The organism is Erwinia sp., from assembly GCF_031978025.1.
Taxonomy (GTDB): domain Bacteria; phylum Pseudomonadota; class Gammaproteobacteria; order Enterobacterales; family Enterobacteriaceae; genus Erwinia.
The window spans coordinates 1-23,733 of the sequence record NZ_DALZCD010000025.1; the positions used below are offsets into that span (position 1 = coordinate 1).

Annotated in this window: 17 protein-coding genes and 3 pseudogenes; 10 read left to right on the forward strand and 10 right to left on the reverse strand. The window is 51.2% G+C overall.

The genetic code is table 11. The features are described 5' to 3' along the window. On the forward strand, positions 1 to 1,240 hold a 1,240-nt coding region (locus tag RTK32_RS03460; RefSeq protein WP_312042116.1), incomplete at its 5' end, for a malate:quinone oxidoreductase. Between the two features lie 158 nt (positions 1,241 to 1,398). Here RTK32_RS03460 and RTK32_RS03465 read toward each other — a convergent pair. Further along, positions 1,399 to 1,554 (reverse strand): hypothetical protein, encoded by a 156-nt coding sequence (locus tag RTK32_RS03465; RefSeq protein WP_312042117.1) that lies wholly within the window; start codon positions 1,552 to 1,554, stop codon positions 1,399 to 1,401. A gap of 674 nt (positions 1,555 to 2,228) precedes the next feature. Continuing rightward, the gene (locus RTK32_RS03470) at positions 2,229 to 4,550 is read right to left on the reverse strand and encodes an FdhF/YdeP family oxidoreductase (RefSeq protein ID WP_312042118.1); all 2,322 of its coding nucleotides are present in this window, start codon (positions 4,548 to 4,550) and stop codon (positions 2,229 to 2,231) included. A gap of 186 nt (positions 4,551 to 4,736) precedes the next feature. Between RTK32_RS03470 and RTK32_RS03475 the strand changes: the two genes are divergently transcribed. The 3 genes and pseudogenes from RTK32_RS03475 (at position 4,737) to RTK32_RS03480 (ending at position 6,674) form a co-directional block, all read left to right on the forward strand. Further along, positions 4,737 to 4,877, forward strand: coding sequence for a hypothetical protein (locus RTK32_RS03475; RefSeq protein WP_312042119.1), 141 nt, complete (start codon positions 4,737 to 4,739; stop codon positions 4,875 to 4,877). Between the two features lie 18 nt (positions 4,878 to 4,895). Further along, positions 4,896 to 5,048, forward strand: a pseudogene (locus RTK32_RS21315) (ABC transporter substrate-binding protein); the annotation flags it as partial. Positions 5,049 to 5,453: 405 nt separating this feature from the next. Further along, positions 5,454 to 6,674: a diguanylate phosphodiesterase gene (locus tag RTK32_RS03480; RefSeq protein ID WP_312042120.1), complete on the forward strand. Its 1,221-nt coding sequence runs from the start codon at positions 5,454 to 5,456 to the stop codon at positions 6,672 to 6,674. 52 nt (positions 6,675 to 6,726) lie between these two features. On the opposite strand, the gene RTK32_RS03485 is transcribed toward RTK32_RS03480, so the two are convergent. Then, a complete protein-coding gene (locus tag RTK32_RS03485) occupies positions 6,727 to 7,587 on the reverse strand; it encodes a DMT family transporter (RefSeq protein WP_312042121.1) in 861 nt (286 codons plus the stop codon). A 120-nt stretch (positions 7,588 to 7,707) separates the two neighbouring features. On the opposite strand from RTK32_RS03485, the gene RTK32_RS03490 reads away from it, so the two are divergent. After that, positions 7,708 to 9,093, forward strand: a complete 1,386-nt coding sequence (locus tag RTK32_RS03490) for a PLP-dependent aminotransferase family protein (RefSeq protein WP_312042122.1) — start codon at positions 7,708 to 7,710, stop codon at positions 9,091 to 9,093. 141 nt (positions 9,094 to 9,234) lie between these two features. Then, positions 9,235 to 9,870, forward strand: coding sequence for a LysE family transporter (locus RTK32_RS03495; RefSeq protein ID WP_312042123.1), 636 nt, complete (start codon positions 9,235 to 9,237; stop codon positions 9,868 to 9,870). 55 nt (positions 9,871 to 9,925) lie between these two features. On the opposite strand, the pseudogene RTK32_RS03500 reads toward RTK32_RS03495, so the two are convergent. Then, positions 9,926 to 10,859: pseudogene (locus RTK32_RS03500) on the reverse strand (Rpn family recombination-promoting nuclease/putative transposase). Positions 10,860 to 10,895: 36 nt separating this feature from the next. On the opposite strand from RTK32_RS03500, the pseudogene RTK32_RS03505 reads away from it, so the two are divergent. Both RTK32_RS03505 and RTK32_RS03510 read left to right on the forward strand, forming a co-directional pair. After that, positions 10,896 to 11,249: pseudogene (locus tag RTK32_RS03505) on the forward strand (helix-turn-helix domain-containing protein); the annotation flags it as partial. Between the two features lie 16 nt (positions 11,250 to 11,265). Beyond that, the gene (locus RTK32_RS03510) at positions 11,266 to 13,752 is read left to right on the forward strand and encodes a hypothetical protein (RefSeq protein ID WP_312042124.1); all 2,487 of its coding nucleotides are present in this window, start codon (positions 11,266 to 11,268) and stop codon (positions 13,750 to 13,752) included. Positions 13,753 to 14,182: 430 nt separating this feature from the next. Here RTK32_RS03510 and RTK32_RS03515 read toward each other — a convergent pair whose 3' ends face one another. Continuing rightward, positions 14,183 to 15,211: an alpha/beta hydrolase gene (locus RTK32_RS03515; RefSeq protein WP_312042125.1), complete on the reverse strand. Its 1,029-nt coding sequence runs from the start codon at positions 15,209 to 15,211 to the stop codon at positions 14,183 to 14,185. Between the two features lie 728 nt (positions 15,212 to 15,939). Here RTK32_RS03515 and RTK32_RS03520 point away from each other — a divergent pair. Then, complete coding sequence (locus tag RTK32_RS03520; RefSeq protein ID WP_312042126.1) at positions 15,940 to 16,257, forward strand: DUF1471 domain-containing protein; 318 nt, start codon at positions 15,940 to 15,942, stop codon at positions 16,255 to 16,257. Between the two features lie 451 nt (positions 16,258 to 16,708). After that, a complete protein-coding gene (locus RTK32_RS03525; RefSeq protein ID WP_312042127.1) occupies positions 16,709 to 17,893 on the forward strand; it encodes an amidohydrolase in 1,185 nt (394 codons plus the stop codon). Here RTK32_RS03525 and RTK32_RS03530 read toward each other — a convergent pair. From RTK32_RS03530 to RTK32_RS03550, 5 genes are all read right to left on the reverse strand, one after another. Further along, the gene (locus tag RTK32_RS03530; RefSeq protein WP_312042128.1) at positions 17,890 to 18,636 is read right to left on the reverse strand and encodes an HPP family protein; all 747 of its coding nucleotides are present in this window, start codon (positions 18,634 to 18,636) and stop codon (positions 17,890 to 17,892) included. The genes RTK32_RS03525 and RTK32_RS03530 overlap by 4 nt on opposite strands. A gap of 92 nt (positions 18,637 to 18,728) precedes the next feature. After that, a complete protein-coding gene (locus RTK32_RS03535; RefSeq protein ID WP_312042129.1) occupies positions 18,729 to 19,427 on the reverse strand; it encodes a YetF domain-containing protein in 699 nt (232 codons plus the stop codon). Between the two features lie 152 nt (positions 19,428 to 19,579). After that, entirely contained in the window at positions 19,580 to 20,617 is a 1,038-nt protein-coding gene (locus RTK32_RS03540) for a hypothetical protein (protein WP_312042130.1), read from the reverse strand. A 384-nt stretch (positions 20,618 to 21,001) separates the two neighbouring features. Then, a complete protein-coding gene (locus RTK32_RS03545) occupies positions 21,002 to 22,657 on the reverse strand; it encodes a methyl-accepting chemotaxis protein (protein ID WP_312042131.1) in 1,656 nt (551 codons plus the stop codon). A gap of 264 nt (positions 22,658 to 22,921) precedes the next feature. Then, a partial coding sequence (locus RTK32_RS03550) for an EAL domain-containing protein (protein ID WP_312042132.1) occupies positions 22,922 to 23,733 on the reverse strand: 812 nt, incomplete at its 5' end.

The window sequence follows — 23,733 nt, forward strand, 5'->3', positions numbered from 1 at the left end:
GCACATGAGCTTTGTCTGGGGCGACGCTAACGTTGAATACCTGAGCAAGCGCTATGCTGCACTACAGAAGACTACTCTGTTCCAGGGCATGAAGTTCTCTACCGATCAGGATCAGATCAAACAGTGGGCGCCGCTGATCATTGAAGGTCGCGATCCTAAGCAGAAGGTTGCTGCAACCTGGACGCCGGTAGGCACCGACGTTAACTATGGTGAAATCACTCGCCAGCTGACGGCCAGCCTGAAGAAGAACAGCAACTTTAAGCTGGAAACGTCTTCAGAAGTCACTGAGTTTAAGCGTAACGGCGACAACTCCTGGCACGTGACCATTAAAGACGTGAAAAACGGTGGCGAGCGCGCTATCGATGCTAAATATGTCTTCATTGGTGCGGGCGGCGGTGCGCTGAAGCTGCTGCAGAAAACCGGCATTCCGGAAGCGGATAACTATGCAGGCTTCCCGGTTGGCGGCTCTTTCCTGGTCACTGAAAACCCGGCCATTACCAGCCGTCATCTGGAAAAAGTGTACGGTCAGGCTTCCGTAGGCGCTCCACCGATGTCCGTTCCACACATCGATGCGCGTAACCTGGACGGCAAGCGTGTGGTACTGTTTGGCCCGTTTGCGACCTTCTCTACCAAGTTCCTGAAAAACGGTTCGCTGTTCGATCTGCTGAGCACCACCACCACCAGCAACTTTATGCCAATGACTCATGTAGGCATGGACAACTTTGACCTGGTGAAATACCTGATTGGTCAGGTTATGCTGAGCGACGACGACCGCTTTGCCTCGCTGAAAGAGTACTATCCGGACGCGAAAAAAGAGGACTGGAAACTGATCCAGGCCGGCCAGCGCGTGCAGATTATCAAGAAAGATGCGGATAAAGGCGGCGTGCTGAAGCTGGGTACAGAAATTGTGACCGATCAGCAGAAAACCGTGGCGGCTCTGCTGGGAGCATCTCCAGGCGCGTCTACTGCGGCCCCTATCGCTATCAATGTGATGAAAAAGCTGTTCCCGGAACAGTTTAACTCGCCGGAATGGCAGGAAAAAATCCACAAAGTCGTGCCGACTTACGGCCAGACGCTGAACGGCAACACCGCGCTGACGCAGCACGTATGGGATGATACCGCGGCCACACTGCAGCTGACCAAACCACCGGTCATCAACATGCCTGCTCAGGAACCTGCACAGTCAACCATTACCGGCCAGGCTGAGAAAACGCCAGCCGGTCACGATATGGCACTGTAAATCCTGTTTCCCGCGCCGGACGGCGCGGGATTCTTTCCATGATGTATCAAGTTATCCCCTCCTTCCGATAGCCTGCCGTTATTTTCTTCAAAAAATATCAAAGCGAAATGCCCTGCTTTCATCTCCTTATTTTTAACACCACCAGCCAAATGATTTTCCTAAATGGTACAGCGCGTTTCCTGACGCCGCGCCCATGCCGCCGCTTTGCCAGCCATAACAGTCATTAACGTGGTGTCCGTATGATTCGGGCCATCAGGAGTCGTTTCGTTGCCCCCGCTGACATAAAATAATTCTGCATCTTTAAGTAACCTCATGGAAATACCCTCTCGAATGCATTGAAATAATTACCACAGGCTCAGACTCAGACTCAGACTCAGGATAAAGTTATCACTGCGACCTAAGGCACGCATAACAAATCTGATGGAAAATTAAGCAAGCCAGTTAAATGTAAAAGTAATGCTGCCTGGTTTATTTGTGAAGCAAAAAAATAAGTATTTTATTAATTAAGGTGATGCTTCTATTTTAATCAAAAGAAGGAATTATTTTAGCTGAGTAAGGCCAGTTTAAAATTTAGCTGTCAGTAAAGCGCACATTTAAAGAGGATGACCAGCACTATGAGGGATGTGTTATATATTTAGGATTTTTTATTCATAAATATAGTTATAGCGATTAGAAAATACAGGGCTAACCCATAATAAATTTGGATTCTTTCCGGAAACATGGAAAGTGAATGGCAGAAAAAGGGTAGTTCGTCCGTAACACGACCGCTGCTGGCGCGTGTTTTACAGGGTATTTAATTAAGAGTGTATTTGGAGTGTATTATCTATAAAAAGCGCAAAGCGAACGCTGGTATGTATGCAATTAAATACACATCCGGGATGAATTATCGTTAATTTTCATGCTTTATTTTGTAAATACGTTAAATTCCTCGGGTGATGTTATCAATACATAAATAGCGGGAGAGGCACCCTGCCTCTCCCGCTTAGCGTTAACGCAGCGTGCCCGAGGTCTCAGTGGCTTCTGCATGTTCCAGCATGACCGGAATACTTTTGTAAGCCGGAATACCGCTTTCGGTATCGAAGCTGTCCAGCGGCACCAGCACGTTAGCTTCCGGATAATAGGCCGCAACCGAGCCTGGTGCCATGTCATACACCACGATCGTCAGGTTATCCAGTCGCCTTGACGTCTGTTTGCCATCCGGATCGAGTGCCACCATATTCACCTTATCACCAACCCGAACGCGGCGTTTTTCCGCCTCATCTGCCGAGATAAACAGCACGTCTCGCCTGCCGGTTACGCCACGATAGCGGTCATTCAGACCATAGAGCGTGGTGTTGTACTGGTCGTGACTACGCAGCGTCGTTAACACCAGATCGTGGCATTTCAAAGATCGTGGATCTTCGTTAATCCCCTGCATAATTTTGAACTGCGCTTTGCCCGAAGGCGTCAGCCATTTGCGTTCTGACGCGGCATTATAGAGACGGAAACCGCCCGGCTGCAGAATTTTGCGGTTAAAATCCTCGAACGCCGGGAAAACACCCTCAATGGCTTCACGGATAAAGCTGTAGTCGCCGATCATTTTGTCCCAGTCCACTTTGCTGGCCGGCAGCGTCGCTTTCGCCAGCCCGGCGACGATAGCCGGTTCCGATTTCAGCCAGTTTGAAGCGGGCTTTAGCGTCCCGCGCGAGGCGTGCACCATTGACATGGAGTCTTCCACGGTGACGCTCTGTTCGCCCGACGCCTGTCTGTCGATTTCGGTGCGGCCGAGCACCGGCAGCAGATAGTTATGTTTGCCCAGCAGCAGATGGGAACGGTTCAGCTTGGTGGCCATGTGCACGACAAGATCCAGCTTGCGCATCGCCTGGAAGGTTTGCTGCGGATCGGAAATCGCCTCCGCCAGGTTACCGCCCAGGCAGAGCAGCGCTTTGGAATGCCCGTCCCGGATTGCCTGAATGGCCTGGACCGCACCGTGTCCGTGTTTTTGTGGCGGTTTAAAGCCAAAAACCTTTTCCAGTCCGTCCAACAGTGACTGCGGAGGGATTTCAGTGATGCCGACCGTCCGATCGCCCTGCACGTTAGAGTGCCCACGCAGAGGACAGATCCCCGCGCCTTTCTTGCCAATGTTACCCCGCATCAGCAGTAAATTAGCGATTTGCTGCACGTTTTGCGTGCCGTACTGATGCTGCGTGATGCCCATACCGTAACAGATAATGGTTTTTTCGGCTTTGGCGTACAGGTGGGCGATATTCTGGATTTCTTCAAATGCCATACCGGATACTTTCAGAATATGTGGCCATTCTGTGGCATCCAGATCCGCTTTCAACGCGGAAAACCCTTCGGTATGTTCGCTGATAAAACTTTCATCCAGCACACCGGGTTTACCGGCTGCCAGCGCCTGGTCGTGCAGGGTGAGCAGGCATTTCATCACGCCTTTCAGCATGGCGGCATCACCGCCGACACGCACTTTATAATAGGTGGAGGCCAGCTCGGTCGAGCTGAGCGACAGCATCTCCACCGGGCTTTGCGGAGAAGTAAAACGTTCAAGTCCTCTTTCCCGCAGCGGGTTAATGGCCACGATTGTCGCGCCGCGTTTAGAGACTTCACGTAACGTACCCAACATTCGTGGGTGGTTCGTGCCGGGATTGTGGCCGATACAAAGCACAAGGTCGCAATGATCGAAATCATCCAGCTCGATAGTGCCTTTACCTATGCCGATAGACTGCGGCAGGCCAACGCTGGTCGGCTCGTGACACATATTGGAACAGTCAGGAAAGTTATTGGTGCCGTATTCACGCGCAAACAGCTGCCAGAGGAAGGCGGCTTCATTGGAAGCGCGGCCTGAAGTATAGAATTCCACGCTGTCGGGATCTTCGTAGCTTTGCAGCTTTTCACCAATTTCGCGGAAGGCCGTTTCCCATTCGATCGGCTGGTAGGTATCGGTGGCCGCATCGTATTTCATAGGATGAGTCAGACGGCCTTCACCTTCCAGTTCAAACGCATTTCGCTGCCACAGCTCGCTGACGGTATGGGCAGAAAAAAACTCCGGCGTGGTACGTTTGCTGGTGGCTTCCCAGGAAACGGCTTTGGCGCCGTTTTCACAAAATTCAAAAGAGGAACCGTGCTGAGGATCGGGCCAGGCGCAGCCGGGGCAATCGAAACCCTGCGGCTGGTTGACTTTAAACAACGCGATCACATCCTGTTTGACCGACATCTGGCCGCGGATCGCGTCGGCAACGGCCTTTAATGCCCCCCAACCGCCCGCTGAACCGCCGTAAGGCGCTATTCCAATAGTCTTATTCTGTTGTTTCATACGACTCCACATCACATTACAAACCAGCCTTTAGCTTAGAACAGCGTGCGCTTTCCGACCTTTTTTTTGCTTTCAGAATGTTACCGAATAGCGTTAAAAATAACCTTTAGTCCCCTGCACCACCCTTAAGCGAGGCTGATAGCGCGCCTGACAATGCGAGCCGGCCACGGGCTGCCGCTGGCCAGAATGAGCACGTTGTTAACGTCTCTGCTTAATATTCTGATTACACGGGATAAAAAATGTGCGCTTTCCGGCCGATCTGCGCAGGAAAACGATCGATTACTCTATCAGTGGTATACGCTGGGCATCATGTTGACGCACGAGTAACGGCAAAGTAGCGATGTCAGGCTGGTTAACATTAATTTTCAGCTGGCCAGTGCGTTACTGACCGGCAAAGTGAACGGAGTAATCAGCGGTTACCGTGATATCGAAGCGCTAAAGATAACGCTTCAGGGCAAGCAGCCCGTGGTTTTTAACGTCAAGGAGACCAGCCTGTGATGAGCGGATCCGGGTGGCGAATCGCGCCAGCGTAAGCAAACCCGCGATCAAAAAGTGCCTGAACGCACTGCCACCGGGCGACGACTATTTAAGGCGTATTTTAAAGAGATCTGGCTGGCGTTGGCAAAGCGGCATCCTGAGTTGAGCACCGACAGGCGTGGAGGGAAACGCTGCCGCTGTATGCCCCTAACCCGGCACGACTGGAGCACCAGCGCTACCCGCAGGACGTTTAACAATCGGCTGATTAAAAAAATTACGCCCGTTAACGACTATGTCGTTGAAATTGAGTAAGCTCGTGCCCTGACGTGACATATTGAATGTTAATCGATTTCAAATTGCGCTGGACAACACCGCAAAGGCATCTGGTAAGGTATGCACAAAATAGCGAAAAATCTGGAATCCCCCATGCTGTCAACCATCATCTATCGTAGCCATATTTCCGAGGATGTCCCTTACAAAAAGCTTGGAAAACTGGCAGAACAAGCTAATCAGGTCAACGAATCACACAGCGTGACGGGCATTTTACTGTTCAACGGCACCCATTTTTTCCAGGTGCTCGAAGGCCCGGAAGAGGCCGTGCTCGCTATTTATGAGGGTATCTGTGGCGATCCGCGCCACCATAACCTGGTGGAGCTGATGCGCGATTACGCGCCAGCCAGACGTTTTGGTAACGTTGGTATGGAACTGTTCGACCTGCGTGAATACGATCCGGAAAACGTGCTGCAGGCCGTGTTGGATAAAGGTACCTCTAAGTACCAGCTGACATATGACGACCGCGCACTGCAGTTCCTGCGCGTGTTTGTTGAGGCGACTGAACGGGAAAACTACTTTGAGATCCCACCGGGCGACTCTTGGGAGTTTGTTGTGGATGACGAGGAAGCCCGCCCTCATGCGGCGATTCCTCCCGCCACGGATGACTACAGCTTTGCTTTTCAGCCGATTATCGACCCGCTTTCTCGCCAGATTGTTTCGCTCGAAGCGGTGATGCGCCCAACATCGGGCCTGTCGGTGACTGATTACCTTGCCGGCCTGCCGCGCAACGAAAGGTATAACGTCGATCTTAAATCCAAGCAGCATGTTTTTGCGATGGCGAAGCAGCTGGGGATAAATGGCCTGACGCTGTCGATTAACCTGTTACCGATGTCGCTGGTAATCGTTCCGGATGCGGTCGATTTTCTGCTGCATGCGATCCACGCCAACGGCCTCGTACCAGAGCAAATTGTTGTTGAGGTAACGGAAAACGGCACGGTTTTCCGCGCGGACGAATTCGAAGCGGCCATAAAAAAGCTGAAGGCATCCGGGATCAGCCTGGCGATTGATGGCTTTGGTGCCGGTTCTGCGGGTCTGGTTCTGCTGACCCAGTTTCAGCCAGACAAAATCAAGATCGACCGCAATATTATTGTCGATGTGCATAAAAGTGGCCCGAAACAGGCTATCGTGCAGGCGATTTTGAAATTCTGTTCCTCATTGCAGATCGCCGTGATTGCCGAAGGCGTTAATAAGCCGGAAGAATGGATGTGGCTGGAGTCAGCAGGTATCTGCAACTTTCAGGGAGCGCTTTTCGCGCCCTCTACGCTGAACGCTTTCCCCGTAGTGGCCTGGCCAGAAAAAATCGACAACGATTGACGATGTCTGCGAACCGGCAACACGCTGTCGGTTCGCGCTCGCTTCCTTTCCCTCATGCAAATTTTTTCGCGCCTGCTACACAAATCAGGGCGGCCGACGCGCACGCCAGCATGGCGCCGTCGATGCTTTCGTGCAGGAACAGCGCCGCAAAGCCAAAGCCGATAAAGGGTTGCAGGAGCTGTAACTGCCCTACCGCCGCCGTTCCGCCCTTCGCCAGGCCGTGATACCAGAAAATAAAGCCGATCAGCATACTGAACAGCGAAACGTAGCCTAATCCCATCCATGCAGAAAAAGCGACCTCCCGGAACGAAACCGGCCAGGTCAGCACGGCCAGGGGCAGCGCCGCCGGTAAAGCCAGCGCCAGCGCCCAGGCAATGGTTTGCCATCCGCCCAGCCTGCGTGCCAGGCAAGCGCCTTCCGCATAGCCCGCGCCGCAGATAATTACTGCCGCTATCATCAATAAGTCTCGCCAGGAAGCGTGACTTTCTTTAGCGGCTAGCGCATAACTGGCGACCACGGCGCCGCCAACCAGCGAAAACAACCAGAATGCAGGTTTTGGTCTGCGTTCGCCGCGCAGGACGCTAAAAGCTGCGGTACAAAGCGGCAGCAGGCCAAGATACATCAGCGAATGGGCAGCGGAGACACCCTGTAAAGCAAAGGCTGTTAGCAATGGAAAGCCTATTACCACGCCCAGCGCCACTATCGTCAGCGACAACAGATCTTCGCGCTGCGGCATTCGTTGGCGACAGACTGACAGCAGCATCAATGCTACCGTCGCCGCAAGACCGGCACGGGCGGAGGTCAGGAACAGTGGCGTAAAGTCCGCTACTGCCAGTCGTGTCGCCGGCATTGAACCGGCAAAAATCACCACGCCAGCCAGCCCACTGGCCCAACCACTTGCTTTATTTTTCATCGTTCCTCCTGGTTATTGTTGCCCAGTAAAGCATTGGCAGGATCGCAGATGCCAGATACAATCCAGTACAATTAACCTGAACTGTACTGGCAAAAAAGGCAGTACAGCCGGAGGAAGACCATGCCGCGTAGCCAGACACGCATCGCTTTAGTAATGGAAAACGTGCGCAAACAGATAGCCACTCGCGCTTATCTTCCCGGCGCGAGCTTGCCTTCCCTTCGTCAACAAGCACGTCTGTCCAACGTGTCGATCTCTACCGTAGTGGAAGCCTATGAAAGGCTGGTGGCAGAAAACGTGATTTCAGCCCGACCGGGTGCCGGGTTCTTTGTATCGGGCCCGGCGGCTCCGCTCGATTTAACCCGGCAAACGGTGGATAAAACGCGCGACATTGATCCCTTATGGATCTCACGCCAGGCGCTGGAGGCCGATCCCCAGCTCCTGAAGCCAGGCTGCGGCTGGCTCCCGCCGTCATGGATGTACGAAGAAGGCATACGTAAAGCGATGCGTTTGGCAGCGCGAGCGCAGAATACGCTGCTGACTGACTATGCCACGCCTTACGGACACGTTGAGTTACGGCAGCTGCTAGGTCGAAAACTGGCAAAAACGGGAGTCACCGCGACGACAGATCAAATCATGCTGACAGAATCGGGCACCCAGGCCGTGGATCTGATCTGCCGTTTTTTGCTCCAGCCGGGAGACTGCGTGCTGGTTGACGATCCCTGCTATTTCAATTTCCACGCGCTGCTTCGCGCGCATCCGGTAAAAGTTATCGGCGTGCCTTTCACGCCACAGGGACCGGATCTGGCGGCTTTTGCCCATATTCTGCAAACCTGTTCGCCGCGGCTCTATATCACTAATGCAGGCATTCATAATCCTACCGGCGTATCGCTGACGCCAGTGGCGGCCCATCAGATGCTTAAGCTTGCAGAGGCGGCCGGGCTGATTATTGTTGAAGATGATATTTTCGCCGATTTTGAAACCTCTCCGGCGCCAAGGCTGGCAGCTTATGATGGTTTACATAACGTGATCCAGATTGGCAGTTTTTCCAAAACGGTTTCGGCAGCGGTTCGTTGCGGCTATATTATCGCGCGGCGTGACTGGATGGACAGCCTGGTCGATTTGAAAATCGCGACCAGCTTCGGTGGCGGTCAGCTTGCCTCAATGCTGTTGTTTAGTGCCCTGACAGGCAGTGGCTATCGACGACATATGGAATCGGTGCGGCTCCGGCTGACGGTAGCGATGCAGGCTACGCTGGAAAACCTGGCGTCGCTGAATATCAGGCCATGGCACACTCCTCAGGCTGGCATGTTTCTCTGGTGTCGCCTTCCTGATGGCGCCGATGCCGCGCAGATAGCTCGCGCTTGTTTAAAACAGGGCGTCGTGCTGGCACCCGGTAACACGTTTAGCCAGTCCGGGTCGGCATCGGATTTTTTGCGATTTAACGTCTCGCAGTGTAACGATTCTGCCATCTTTTCTGCGCTGAAAAGCGCCCTTAAGCCGAGTTAATTTTATTTTCAGCACTCACTCCGGCAGCCGCGTAATTTTTTCTTTTAATATCCTGATTAATCAGGATACTTTGTGTACGTTGAGCGAAGGCTTCTCACCGTCCGATGAAGGGCGCCACCCGGCTATAAGGATCTCTTCCGTATGCAATTTTCCAGCGGTTTTTTTCTCAGCCTGTCGCTCTGTCTGGATATTGGCATTGCCAATATCGCCATGATAACCCTGGCCATGCAGCGCGGCTACTTTCACGGTTTCTGGCTGGGCATCGGCACCTGTGTCGGTGACCTGGCGTACGCGCTGCTCGCGCTGGCCGGTATGACGGTGTTGCTGCAGTTTACTGCGGTACGCTGGATGCTGTGGCTTGGCGGTGGCGCAATGCTGCTGTGGTTCGCGCTAAAAATGACGCTGGCTGCGTTCCGCCGTCAGGACGAATTGCGCACTGACAGGCAGCAGCAGGCCAGACCGCTAAGCAGGGAGTTCGGCCGCGGCGTGATGCTTGCTATGTCCTCTCCTACGGCAATCCTGTGGTTCGCCACCGTTGGCGGTGCGCTGATTTCCCGAATGGGCCAGCACAGCGCAACGGATGCGGGCTGGTTTCTGGGTGGGTTTTTTCTGGCGGGCGTGTTCTGGACCTGCGTGCTGTGCCTGGCAGGCAGCTTCGGCGGCAGGCTACTGGGCGCACGCCTGCTGAAATATTCCTACATGGCCTCTGCCGCCATCTTCAGCTACTTCGCGATTTACGTGATTGTTTCAGGCTATCGCGAGTTTATTGCAGTCTGAATCGCCGCGCCGATAACCGTAGAGGCTGGCGGCGCGGCGTTCAAAGCAAAATAATTCAGTGTTTGATTTGATGGAGGTCGTCCGGCGACAGTCCGGTCACTTCCATAACGGCTGCGCGGTCAAAACCTTTCGCCAGCATGTTGCGGGCAATCTTCAGGCTGGCTTCGCGTTCACCCTCCTGATGGCCCTTGCTCAAGTCCCTGCTTCATTCCCTGCAGCATTCCCTGTTCTCTGCCCATCTCTTCAAGCCTTTTTGCTATGGTCATCAGTTCATCCTTATGCTGTGGCAACGCCTCTGCCAGTTCATGGAGAAATCCTTTTACATCGGGCGTTTCTCCTGCCTGAATCATATAGTTTATCAGCGCGGCCTGCTGTTGACCGCTCAGATCGTTATCCTGCATCAGCTGAGCGATAGGGATAAACAGTTCGTGCAGATCGCGAAGGCGAATATGTTTTTGCCGCAGCGTCAGCAGAGCCATTTTGCGGTGCTTTAAAATTTCATCATCCGGAATAAGAGTAATATCGGCCAGCGGAAAATGGCCGCTGTAAAGCTGTGCTGCGTGCCTGGGTTCATTAAAAAGATCCAGCCAGTTCATGCTGTGATAAGGCGATCGGCCGCCCTGGAAAAACAACACGGGTATCACCAGCGGCAACATGTTATGTCCGGCATCCAGATGTAGTTGCATAGCTGCAATGGCATACCGCAACAGGCGGAAAGGCATCATTTTGTCTGGCGAACTCTAATGCTCAATCAGCACGTAGACATAGCAGTCGCCGCGGACGGTCTTAAGGGAGTAAAGGATATCGCTGTAGCAGGCTCGCAGGTCATCATCGACAAAACTGTCCGACTCAAGCCTGAGCGTCTTTAAATCACAGATTCCCCGTAGTGACTCGGGCAGATACAGTTCCATAAAATCCTGGGCGTGCCGCGTATTGGACAGAAAAGTTTTAAAGATTGCGTCATGCGGTATAGGGGTACTGTTTTGCATTTGGGCCATCCTGTGCCGTAGTAATGAAAAAGCCTGCAAATTGCGGGTGCATTACAGGCCAGGGGCGTGAAGCTGGCGCTCGGAGCCAGCCTCTATGACCCGTCAGACGCGATGGGGAAAATGTTTTTCAACGTGCTGGCGACCTTCGCAGAATTTGAAGGCGACCTGATACGCCTGCGTACCCGGGAAGGAATGGCCATTGCCCGGGCAATAGGGAAATTACGGGGGAAACAACCAAAGTTGTCAGAAAAACAACAGAGAGAGCTGTGCCGGATGCATGAAACCGGCCAATACTCGATTAGCGACCTGGCTGAATTATTTTCTGTGTCACGGCCAACAGTATACCGGACGTTAATACGGAGTCGGACACTTCCGGAAGGGAGTAAATAAGCGAAAGGATTGTTAATTGAAAGTAATACAGGCACAGATATGCAATATAAGTCATTTTTACATGGACCAGGACTTAATCATGCCAGTATCAGCGTTGCAGCACAGAGTTACAGCCGGAGCTTATCAGAATAAACTTCACGATAATATCAGGGGAAGCTCCACAACACCGGCTCAGGGCATAAACCGGGACCACTCTGCCATCCCGGATGGAATACACCATTTAGGAAGCAGCATTAACAGAGCAGTCAATTCTCACGCAGAACTGAGCAGGCCCCAGACTACATCTCCGCGACAAGGCATAGCCGCACCGCTGTTGATGCTGTTGAGCCAGGCTCGGTTCGCTGATTCCCCCTTAGCTGCAGCTGGCAGAACAGCCGTATCCGGGAGCGAAATGAAACATCCAGTGTCTGAAAACGTTGAGCAATCGGATAACGATAATAATTTACTCAGCACTCTCTGGAATCCTATCCCACAAACCCTGTCCAGGGCGGGTGAATTTATGCTTCAACATGACCCTTTGCGCTTTCCAGAAGCCAGTGCCTTACCCGCAGGAGGATACCAGAATAAAGCAATAAAAAGATTTCCCAGATATGCTGTTTTTCAACCGAAAACAACAACTTCCTCCCCTGTTCCTGATGATGTTAAAATCGAAAAGCTGGATTTTTCGTGTATTGAAGAACGGCAGAATTTATCTATTTCAAATGTGTTCAGACAGATTGGAAAAAGTTTAAGCAATCCTGTAAGTGAACTTGCAAAAGAATCTCAGGTTATTCATTATTATAATAATCATCATCGATGTCCAACCCAGAAAGAAATATCTAATCTTTTATCAATAACCTCAACGGTAGATAAAACGATATCGATTATTACAGCATTAATTCCTGGTAGTCAGGCACTGGTGGTTACGCAAAGATTAGGTGGACCACTATTCAGAATGATAGCTGACAGCATAGATAATAAAAAATTGAATGTAGATGATTTATCGGAAGCAAATGATCAACTTCTTGCTTTGGGAAAAAGCATCGTAGATACCTCTCCGAAAAACTCAAATGGACAAACAATTGAAGATCAATTAAGGGTGCCTGATGGCTTGCTTTTTAAAAACAACAAATTATCAGTTAATATTAAAGGGGTAGATAAAGGGTTTGCCATTAAAAATGGTGACTATTTTGCTAACGGCAATGGTAAGCTCCGAAGAATATCTTACTCTTCTAAAAATAAAGAATGGACAAAAACTCACAGGTACATTAAAACTTCTGGAGATAACATTTCCTTCCAGCATCGCATAGGCAAATTATTGAGTGGGAGCATAGGCAAAAAAACACTTTATTCAATAAATCCAAATCAGCATGGTATATACACATTAACAAATAAAAAAACTGCCGAGTCCTTTTATGCAATAAAAATTAGTGATAAGTTCTATCGTTACATTCCAGCAAGTGAAAAAAATGTGAGCTTAAGGGGTGTCATAAAAACTGACGATGCTGATATCAGAGTGACCCGTTTTGATAAAAGATATTTCATTGTCAATGAAAAGAAGAAATTCTCAGTAAACTATTCACCTTGTCGACTTGGACGATCACCGGGTTCATTGTGCTTACATCTTTCTGACGGACTGATAAGCAAGCTTAAAGAGAGCAGGGAAAATGGAATTCCCAAAAGAAAAATCAGGGGATTTAAACCATCTGAAAACAATCCTGGATTATATGAGTCGGCGAAAGGAACACTTTATCTAAAATATGACGACGTTTACTTCAAGTTAATCAGGTTAGAGGATGGGGTAGCTGACTCACAATTTATGGTTAGAGGTAAAAAAATATTTGGCAGTAAGGAAATAACTCCTGTTTGTTTTAGCAGGGAGCAAGGAGTTAACTATATAAACACTCCTCAAGAAAATATGATGGAAAGTGCAGGCATGTCCAGAGCAGAGGCTATGTCACATATAGAGACCTCACCTAAACCCGTTGTCATTGGTACAGGAAGTATCAGTGAGGTTCATGATATGGGTAATGGATTTGTTAACAAAACATATAAGGGCCGTATTGATGAGCGCCACAAATCCAGGCTCGTTGCCGCAAATAACAATGCAAAAGGATTCAACAGATATTATGGGGATGGTGCAGGTAAAGTAAGTATCACCCCATTCAAAGATGGTTCTGCTTCTGTATCAGTGAAATTAAAGAAGATAGATGGATATGTATTAAGTGATGTTAAAAGCTCATCTAATTATGAGTTATTAAAAGAGATAGAGACGGCTGTCAAAACCAGTAACCCTTCGGAGAAGCTATCTAAATCGTTGCAAAACAATGGGATTATACATTACGATATAAATAAGGGGAACGTCATATATAATAAGGGCGAGTTCTATGTTATAGATTTTGACTCTGCCAACTTTTTACCAAAAGGTGAGATGGTTAGTCAGTCACAAACTAATAGTATGAGAGAAAAATTCAAGCATATCTTTGATGATATTTTAAGAGAGATAGATAGAAAGCAACGTTAATTACACGTTTAGTAGAGGGAGCACATCAACTAATTCAAATACAGGTTTCTGGGCTGAAACTGAGGTAACGGAAATTTCGGCGGTTCCGGCGTAGAATCCCTAACCGACTCAATATGTTACAGCGCCAGCGAACCCGGCAAAGCATGGAGGATTTTCGGCCCGGAGATATGGTCAGCTTCCGGACAGAAGACGGGCAAACGGTGACGGGAAATGGAGGGAGCGACTGGCCCAGAGGATTGCTGATGGATTTATCGAGGTTCCGAAAGATCACTAAAATGGTAGGCCGAAAAATTTTGGCGGCCTCCCGCTTACAACCCCTGCATGGCCTGAAACAGAATATGCCAATATAAAGCCAGCAATGACAGTCTGCGTAAAATGCATAACGTCTCCTGCAAAATAGCCGCACTTTTCAGCATGCGGCTTCAGAAAATTATTTTAAAGAAGTCTTGAAGAAAGCAGCCAGCTTAGCAAACGGGATGATATCGGTACGATCGTATAAATCGACATGGCCTGCGCCCGGTACGATATAGAGCTCTTTCGGCTGTGCAGCACGGTTGTAGGCATCTTCACTAAACTCTTTAGAGTGCGCCTTATCACCGGTAATAAACAGCATTGGACGGGGTGAAATAGTTTCAATATCGTTGAAAGGATAGAAATTCATAAACTTCCCAATGCTGCTCAACATCGGTTTTGTAGTGAGCTCTTCTTTCTCGGCCTGTGGTGTATAAGCGCCACGTGGCGTGCGATAAAAATCAAAGAATTCACGTTGAATCGCGGATGTTTTCTCGTCAAGCCTGTTTACTGTTCCTGGAATATAGGCGATTTCTCCGCCTTTAAATTCCGTCAGGCGCTGCTCCGTGGCCGTTTTTATCAGGGCTTTCCGCTGCTCAGACGTAACGGTATGATTCAGGCCATGACGGAACACGGCCCCCATGTTGTACATGCTGACCGTAGCAATGGCTTTCATTCGTGGATCAATTTTAGCCGCGCTAATGACAAAACTTCCACTGCCGCAGATCCCCAGCGCGCCAATTTTATCTGCATCCACCTCGGGCCGCATGCTTAAATAATCAACGGCGGCGCTAAAATCATCGGTATAAATTTCTGGTGAGATCAGATGACCGGGTTTACCTTCGCTTTCTCCCCAAAAGGAAAGATCGATTGCCAGCGTCACAAACCCTTGTTCCGCCAGCTTTTGGGCATAGAGCGTGGCACTCTGCTCTTTTACCGCTCCCATAGGATGACCAATGATAATAGCCGGACGTTGACTTCTCTGCCCTTCCTCTTCAGGCATAAATAAATCGCCGACTACGGTCATCTGATACTGATTTTTAAAGGAGACCTTTTGACGGGTTACCTTCTCACTTTGATAAAAGTTATCAGCCCCGCCAGACATATCGGCTGCTGTCGCAGTAAATGAGCTGATCAGTACCCCTAATAATAGAGTCAATATTTTCACTGGTTAGTCCTTAATAGATATTCACGTGGTGGTGATGAGAAAAGTGCAGCCGCTATCACGAATAAAATAAAGAAGATAACAAACGCACTTTATAGGCGTTAGAATCGAAGTCGGCTTGCAGAAATGACATTAAAACGGGCAGAGAGCGCGCAATAGCATTTCTCTGTTGCTGCTCAATACTCGCCTGAAGGAAATTTTACACGCTGACTACAGCATTACTAGCTAATGAATAATTAATAGCTTTATCACTCAGGCTTATTAATCGGGATTTTCCCGTGCGGAATATTTTCAGGCGCTAATTGATTTTTCCCTGGTGCGCAGGAAGAATCGCATTGCCGTAAAGCTGAAGGGCCTGGGTTGTTGCCAGATTTGAAGCGGATGCGGGTGAAGGATGGTGAGCCAACGGTGATGAAGGTTGCCCTGTCTGCAGCATTGAGCACAGCTCTGAGAGCGTGGTAACACTCCCGAACCGACTATCGCCCGCGGGCTTTGCTGCGTGGTGCCAACAGATTGACGTGCCTGTAAATGTAATCAAATGAAAAAACCTTAGCGTATTTCCCCTTCAGATGTGTGCAGAATTTTCTCCAGGCACAAAGTAGCAGCAATAGCTAAAAGCGGCGCGCCAGAAAGGCGTTTTATGGTTCCAGGTTTACTTTTTATTAACAAGTCACTCAGTCACATAACACTATGTGTCGCCGTGCCGGCTTACATGAATGAGGAATGAGACCATGAAAGCATTAGTTCAGGATGTGCTCTCTATATTTTCTGCTAAATCGACCGAGCCGGTTTTGGTTCGTTCAGGCTTGTCTCACCGGGAAAAAGCCCTGCTGACGCCCTTCGGCGTAACGGAAGTCAGCTGGGCAACCTCACTCGAAGACCTGCATGATGCACTGGTACAAAAGGCGCTGGCCGCAGGCGCAGTCGGCTACCATATAACCCATGTGGATTCCCACAAACCCGGCCATGATGAGCAGTCCGTGCTTGCCGCTACCGCCACGCTGTATAACATTAATGACAAACCGGGCTATGACACCGGGCCGCTTTAACCGCCTTAAAACCTGACTGACGGCGCCAGCCCTTAAACAGATGTGGGCCAGCGCCGCCGGTCGCGCCGGCTCAAAGACCCGGCCTCGCCATTGCAGCCTGCCCCTCCTTTTACACACCCTGCTCTTGTCATAGCGGATATACCGCGTTATCACTCGCTCAACTGTCTCTAATAATCGATTTTGCACATGCTTTACCGGGATCGAGATTTGGCCTTCTCCCGAAGGCTGATACGCTCTAAAGCTATTACCTTCAGGAATTTGCAAAGGCTATTACCCTTGCCGTATCGGCCAGTGCAAGGCTATTTGCCTGGCTAAACAGAACGTCTTTAAAGCGAAGTGGCGTACAACAGGTTGCGGTGCCGCGCACTACCAGCCAGGGGAAGCTCCCTACGCCATACATAAAAAATCGTCGACCTGTTCTGCAGGATCGTCGGCTAAACGAGATAATGCTATGACGCAATTTGCACGCTATCTGAACGAAGTCCGCCACCATTTGCATCAGTTTCCGGAGCTTTCCGGTCAGGAGTTTGCTACCACGGCTTATCTGCGCGAGCAGCTGGCGAGGCATGATATTACGGTGCTGGCGCTGCCGTTGTTGACCGGCCTGGTGGCAGAAATTCGGGGTAGCCAGCCCGGCCCACTGGTGGTTCTTCGCGGCGATATCGATGCATTACCTGTTGAGGAGCAAACCGATCTCGCTTTCCGTTCGCAAACGTCTGGCGTAATGCATGCCTGCGGTCATGATTTTCACGCTTCGGCGGCGTTGGGCGCGGCAATTTTGCTCCAGCAAGAACGGGCGCAGCTGGCCGGAAGTGTACGCGTGCTGTTTCAACCAGCGGAAGAAACCGGTCAGGGCGCACCGGCCGTGCTGGAAAGCGGCGCGCTGAACGATGCCAGCGTTATTTTCGGCCTGCACAACGACCCGGGACTGCCGGTCGGTGTAGTGGGATGTAAAGCGGGCGCGCTGACAGCAGGCGTCGATCGGTTCGCTATAAGTATTAAAGGAACAGGGACGCACGCGGCGTGTCCTCATCAGGGCAACGATCCGATCGTGATTGCCGGCCAGCTGGTTACCGCCCTGCAAACGCTGATCGCCCGTAATCTGCCTTCCGATCAAAATGCGGTAATTTCCATTACGCAGATCCACAGCGGTACGACCTGGAACGTGATCCCGGAAGCGGCATGGCTGGAAGGGACAGTACGCACTTTTAACGCAGAGAGCCGCCGCCTGCTTGAGCAGCGGATGCGCCAGCTGCTTGATGGACTCGGCGTTGCCTTTACGGCAGAGATCACGCTGGACTGGCAGCCTGGGCCGCCTTCCGTCTGCAACGATGCCGACTGGGCCGCTTTTGCTCTCCGGCAGGCCAGCGCCAGCGGCCTGGAAGCACGCACCATTGAAGCCAGTCCGATAGGGGAAGATTTTGCTTTCTATCAGCAGCGGATCCCAGGCGCGTTCGTGATGGTCGGTTCCGGTGGGCCGTGGCCCCTGCATCATCCTGAGTTCCGTGTCGATGACGACGCCCTCTTTCCGGCGGCTCGTTATCTGGCGACGCTGGCACTGGCGGCCGGTAAAAAACTGACCGAAGTGACAGGGTCACCCGCAACTCAGCCTGCTGAACAAGCAAACAGCCATTAGCGCCTGGCTTTTCGGTCAGAAGCAGCCTGTTGTGCAAATGTCTTTCCTGCCTGACGCCTTAACGCGATGTTTTCGGCCTGCTGTAACACTTCCTGCAGGTCCTCTTCATCAATATCAAGAAAGTCACCCTTCATTAACGCTTCGTGGAGATCCTGCCGGGAAATCGCGACATCCATGTGTACGGGTTTTGGCACAGCGTCTGCGGCAGAAAGCGGATGAGGATAACGGCGACCGATCAAATTATTGAAGAGGATTGCGACCAAGGTCAGCGAGACGGAATTAAGCAGAACCGGGACAAAAGCAAAATGGTAGCCACTCATTCCTGCCGTGTGGCTACCCATGACGGCAGTCAATGCGATGGCGCCGCCCGGGGGATGAAGGCAGCGCAGCTTGAACATCAGCACAACAGACAGGCCAGCGGCAAGTGCCGCCCCAACGGCTGGCTGCGTAACAGAGTGGGCAACGGCCAGACCGGTTAAAGCGGAAACAAAATTACCGCCAATAACGGACCAGGGCTGGGCCAGCGGGCTGGCGGGTGCGGCAAACAACAAGACGGCGGAAGCGCCCATCGGCGCGATAAACCAGAGGTTAACTTCACCCAGCGCCCAGTGGCTGAACAGGCTGGCGAGCAGCAATCCTGTAAAGGTCCCCAGGCTGGAGAGCAGGATCTGACGGGGAGCGACGGCCACCGGGCGGGGCCAGAATCTTTTTATAAATTGATTTATTTGTGAAAGCTTTGTCATACAGGTGTTGTCTTAACGGATAAAACAGGGCGCGAATAGTCTCTGAATTCGCGCCCGAACACAATGGCAGCGTCTTGCAAAATGCCTGAGCATCAGGGGATGCGTGGCTGATTGCTGGCTGGCGTAGCCCTCTGCTGGCTGCAGCGACCGCATTTAAAACGCTGGGGAGCAAATATCTGTACCGTGTGGCTGCAACGCGTGCAGGCATACCAGCCTGGGTAGTTGATATCCGTTACGTCCTCGATGTAACGTTTAGGGAAAACCGGCAAGCCATAACGTATGCTTTCTGGCGCAAAATAGTAGATGCTGATTTCACCATCGATTTCCAGAAAGGCGGTTTCGATTTGCCCTAAATGATGGACGCCACGTTGGCGCAGCATGATAGAAAACTCCTCATGCGCCAGCTTGTGTCGGCGATCGTTTTCCCAATAAAGCTCGCCATTTTCCACCATCAACAAAGGTTTTCCTTCCAGCGCCCGCTGCAGGCGTTCGCTGTGGTTGATCAGCATGATAAAGCCACGGTAAAGCCCGATAACGACAATAAAGGTCATAACGACCGGAAGCAGCGGCGCGTCAGCATCCAGAGCAGCATCGCCCGAGGCCGACCCCAATGTCAGGATCAGCACCAGTTCAAACAGCGACATCTGCCTGACGCCGCGGCGGCCGATAAAACGCAAAAAGAAGTAAACCAAAGAAAAAGTAATCAGCGATCTGACAGCCACTTCGCCCAGATAGGACCAGGGATAGTTGTTAATCAGAATACGATTTATGTCCATCACATGAACGGTCAAAGCCAGTGCTCCAGCAAAGTCTTAAGGGTGTTTTTCGTCGCTGGAATCTACCTCTCCCGGCAAGGGAAAGTAAAGTCGAATAGCGTATCAACAGGGTGCCTGATTTATTTTTGCTCACATCGACACCCTGCCTGTGCGATCGCGCTAAGAAATTACTCCTCCCGCGCGAGAATATTAACCAGATATTCCTTAAGATCATGCTGTTGCAAATAAGCTTTTACCTCACGCTCCCAACCTTCACCCTTACCTAATACCGCGCGACTGTGGGTAAGCGCATAGAGATGCTGCGTATCATACAGTTCTATCAGCGACTGATTCATAGCGTCCACAGAGGCTGGCGCCTTTTTACGCTTTTCCTGTTGGATGGCCAGCGACTGTAAAACCTGCTGCCGCTTCTTTTCATCTGGCGTAAATGTCTGCTCGCCGATCTCGCTTAACACCAAAAATTGCGGCTGGATCCCTTCTGCCAGCGCAGCCTGTAAACGATCGTGCCCGTCGAGGATCACAAACGATGCCAGTCCGCTAATAAACCAAACCAGAACAGGAGGAAGCGATCCTTCGAGGCTCTTCTTCCGCCACCATTTTACGCGTCCGCTTTCCGGCTCTACCGGATAACGAGCAAGCAACAAATAACCTCCCCACCACCAGTCAACCAGCTGCACTTTTTTCGGTGCCTGCAAATCGGGAAAATCCTCGCTATACAAAGACCAGGAAATATTCATCGATGCGCTACAGGCCGGTGTCTGAAAACGCCACTTTTCAACGGGCAGCCTTTTACCCAAAACGTACGGTGCCGTCGGTTTAACCTGATCCATGGGACGCAGCAGCCAGCGTCCCGGTGCCAGTAAGGGGGCCGGGCCTGCCATCAGCTGTCCGGCAAAGAAGCGGCTCCAGAAGCGGGTACTGTGCCCTTCACCCGCCCGTTTTGCCCGTTCAACATCTGCTGAGGTCACGGTCGGCAGGAGCTGCTGTTGGGCGGTATGTTCGGCATTAAATATTAACCAGACGCCGCCGTGATCTTTCAGTACGGTTGCCCAAAACAGCGTTTCGCCTTTGACCTTTAACGCCAGACGCCCGTTATGCCCGCTCTGCATCTCGAGTGGCCGGGCGTCGTTTTGAGCGACATTTATCACTAAACCCTGCCAGCTATGCTCATGATCGAGGAAGTCTTCCCACCAATATTTTTTCATTATCGTTCCCTGTCAGGAAAAAATGGCCGACACGAATGCTGCCCGTATTATATTGTGCCGACTGAGGGCTTATTTAATTGGCCTATTGTAACCTGAGCCCCGGCATTTTTCCGCCCGGGATAATTCAGACATAAGGTACGCAGAAAGGTGAGGCTTTTTCTGCTTATGCGAGAGTGCTTTTAACCGGCCAGAAGGCGGCTTCTGACGATCGATTTGATCAGAAAGAGGCAGGAAGGGTCATCTTAAACGGGCGGTTATAAAGGATAAGAGGCGAGTTATTGAGAAAGGTATTTGCGGACTTTTTCCTCTGGCAGAAAACGTATTCTCCGGGTGAGAATACGTTTTCTGAGGGCAATCGCGTTTAATGCCGCGACGGACTTATCATCAGAACGCGATCCAGTCGCCGCCGGTGCTGACCGGTTCAGGCGTCATGCTACGCTTTGCGGCCACCGGTGAAGGTGATGCCACCACGCTTTTCTGTTCATTTCTGAGATGAAAGACCGCCACGGACTGGATAAGCATCCGCGCCTGCTCTTCAAGCGTTGATGCCGCCGTAGCGGACTCCTGAACCAGTGCCGAGTTTTGCTGTGTAACGCGATCCATTTCGTTGACGGCTACCCCAATCTGCTCGATGCCCTTACTCTGTTCATCAGAAGCTGAAGTGATTTCCGCCATAATGCTGGTCACACGGGTGACCGCGCTGACTATTTCAGACATGGTTTCCCCGGCTCGTTCAACCTGAGCGCCACCGCTCTGAACACGATTCACGGATTTTTCAATCAGCGTCTTGATGTCTTTCGCCGCCAGCGCACTGCGCTGGGCAAGGTTTCGCACTTCACCCGCCACAACGGCAAAGCCGCGGCCCTGTTCGCCTGCACGCGCGGCTTCAACCGCAGCGTTAAGCGCCAGGATATTGGTCTGGAAAGCAATGCCATCGATTACGCTGATGATCGCCGCGATTTCAGCGGAACTGGTCGCTATATCCTGCATTGTGCTGACCACCTCGCTAACCACTTTCCCGCCTTCCGTCGCTCTGTGTGACGCTTCTACAGCAAGCTGCGAAGCCTGACGCGCATTGGCCGCATTAAGCGTAACCGTTGCGGTGAGCTGTTCCATACTGGCAGCAGTTTGTTCCAGTGAGGCGGCCTGCTCTTCCGTGCGTGAAGAGAGATCGCTGTTTCCAGAAGCAATTTCACCAGCCCCGCTGTAAATCGAATCCGAGCTTCTTCGCACGGTAGTCACGGTGCTGATCAGAGCCTGCTGCATTTCAAGAATGCCTTTCGCCAGTTCAGCCATTTCGTTGGTGCCTTCGGCGACAATGGTCCGGGTCAGGTCACCCTGTGAAATAGCTTGTATCTGCTGCATGTTAGTAAACAGAGGCTTGATAAGCACCCTGCGCAGCCCCATCCAGCTGAGCGTTAACAGCACCACCACCAGCACGATGGCAGAGCACGCGGTCCATATCATCTGGATATACGTTTTACGGTTTTCGCTGACGCCACGATCGTTTACCGTTTGTATGGTATTGCGCCAGGCGGAATAACTCTGCTGCATAGCCAGCTGGTAGTTCTGGGTTTTCAGGGCGAAGATGGCATTAAGCTCTCTTTGCCCGGCCAGAGACAGCGCTTTATCCAGCACATCCGCATAGGCAAGGTAATTATCCTGCAGGGTTTTAAGGCTGCTCAGATTAACGTTTTTAGAAACCGGAAAGGAATTGAACAGATCGAAGTTCTGCCTGGATTGGGCAAGAAGCTGTCGACCTTCCGCTACGATACTTTCCAGCGTATCGCCGGACGGCGAGCCATCCGACGTCATCTGCAGACGCAACATTCCACGGTTCAGTGCAATACGCGCCTGATTCAGCTGTACCCAGGCATCTGTAAAGCTGTTAATTCGGCTGGCCGTGTTCTTTACCATCTGAAAATTATTTTTGTCAGCAACCACGCCCTGTAAGGACAATGCGCTGGAAACAATCTGCATTAAACCCAGCAGGCAAAGAACGATAATGATGCTGTTAACGACTTTTATACGATTAAACATTTCCCCTCCGGAGCAAGTGACTTACCCTCATTATCGGCATGGTCTGGTGTAAGCTTAATTTATTTATAAGCTGCGCTTTAGCATGAAGGGGAATGGCCTTAAGGGAACGAAGGAATGGCCTGCTTAAATCCAGGCAAATAACTCAAATATAAGAAAATAATCCAAATTAGCGGGGGCTTACCTCCCTCAGTCTGAAGGTAAGCTTAATTTTGCATGAGGAAAGCCCTGCCCGGTCTGATTTTATACCTTTATAATACTGATGTATCAGACATGCTCCCCGGCTGTCTTATCGCACAGCCAGGCTTCAAAATCCTCTTCTGTTAGTGGCTGGCAGAGTCCGTTTCCCTGAACAACATCGCAGTGCGCGGCTTTTACCAATGCCCGTTGCGCCGCACTTTCAACGCCTTCAGCCAGTACGCTGATATTCAGGCTGTGGCCGAGCGTGGTAATGGTTTCAAACATCATGCGTACATGCCTGTTCTCTTCGAGCTGGCCGGTCAGCTTTTTATCAATTTTCAGCCCGGCCACAAAATCGTACTGCAGCAAATTCATCGAGCCCAGCGTGCGCCCATAATGATCGATGATAAAGGAGGCGCCCGTTGCGCCAACCGCCTCGAAAAGATCCGGCTGTTCTTCTGTTAAGGTCGTTAACAGAGGTTCATCAACCTCAAGGTCGACAAAACTGGCGTTCCCCTCGGTACTTTCCCATACGACAGTAGCCAGTTCCGCGTGACTCAGTTGAGAAGGAAAAAGGTTGATACTGACGCGTAACGCAGGACAATGTGTTTGCCATTCACGCACTCGCGCCAGCGCAGTACGGATTATCCATTCACCGAGCGTAACCGACAGCGGGCTTGTCAGCAGAATATCAAAAAATTGGGCCGGCCTGAGGAGGACACGGGTAGGATGTTGCCAGCGAATCAACACTTCGCAGCCAACAAGGTCGCCAGTCGACACACTGAATTGCGGCTGGTAATGCAAGACGAATTGCCGTTGTGCCACGGCAATTTCCAGCTCACGTTCGAAGCGACGCTGAGCCAGCTCGGCCTCACGGAAGGCTGACATAAATAACATCG

Bases quoted from the DNA above. Each gene is read 5' to 3' on its own strand.
- RTK32_RS03465 (WP_312042117.1), bottom strand. From the start codon at position 1,554: ATGAGGTTACTTAAAGATGCAGAATTATTTTATGTCAGCGGGGGCAAC.
- RTK32_RS03470 (WP_312042118.1), bottom strand. From the start codon at position 4,550: ATGAAACAACAGAATAAGACTATTGGAATAGCGCCTTACGGCGGTTCA.
- RTK32_RS03475 (WP_312042119.1), top strand. From the start codon at position 4,737: ATGAGCACGTTGTTAACGTCTCTGCTTAATATTCTGATTACACGGGAT.
- RTK32_RS03480 (WP_312042120.1), top strand. From the start codon at position 5,454: ATGCTGTCAACCATCATCTATCGTAGCCATATTTCCGAGGATGTCCCT.
- RTK32_RS03485 (WP_312042121.1), bottom strand. From the start codon at position 7,587: ATGAAAAATAAAGCAAGTGGTTGGGCCAGTGGGCTGGCTGGCGTGGTG.
- RTK32_RS03490 (WP_312042122.1), top strand. From the start codon at position 7,708: ATGCCGCGTAGCCAGACACGCATCGCTTTAGTAATGGAAAACGTGCGC.
- RTK32_RS03495 (WP_312042123.1), top strand. From the start codon at position 9,235: ATGCAATTTTCCAGCGGTTTTTTTCTCAGCCTGTCGCTCTGTCTGGAT.
- RTK32_RS03520 (WP_312042126.1), top strand. From the start codon at position 15,940: ATGAAAGCATTAGTTCAGGATGTGCTCTCTATATTTTCTGCTAAATCG.
- RTK32_RS03525 (WP_312042127.1), top strand. From the start codon at position 16,709: ATGACGCAATTTGCACGCTATCTGAACGAAGTCCGCCACCATTTGCAT.
- RTK32_RS03530 (WP_312042128.1), bottom strand. From the start codon at position 18,636: ATGACAAAGCTTTCACAAATAAATCAATTTATAAAAAGATTCTGGCCC.
- RTK32_RS03540 (WP_312042130.1), bottom strand. From the start codon at position 20,617: ATGAAAAAATATTGGTGGGAAGACTTCCTCGATCATGAGCATAGCTGG.
- RTK32_RS03545 (WP_312042131.1), bottom strand. From the start codon at position 22,657: ATGTTTAATCGTATAAAAGTCGTTAACAGCATCATTATCGTTCTTTGC.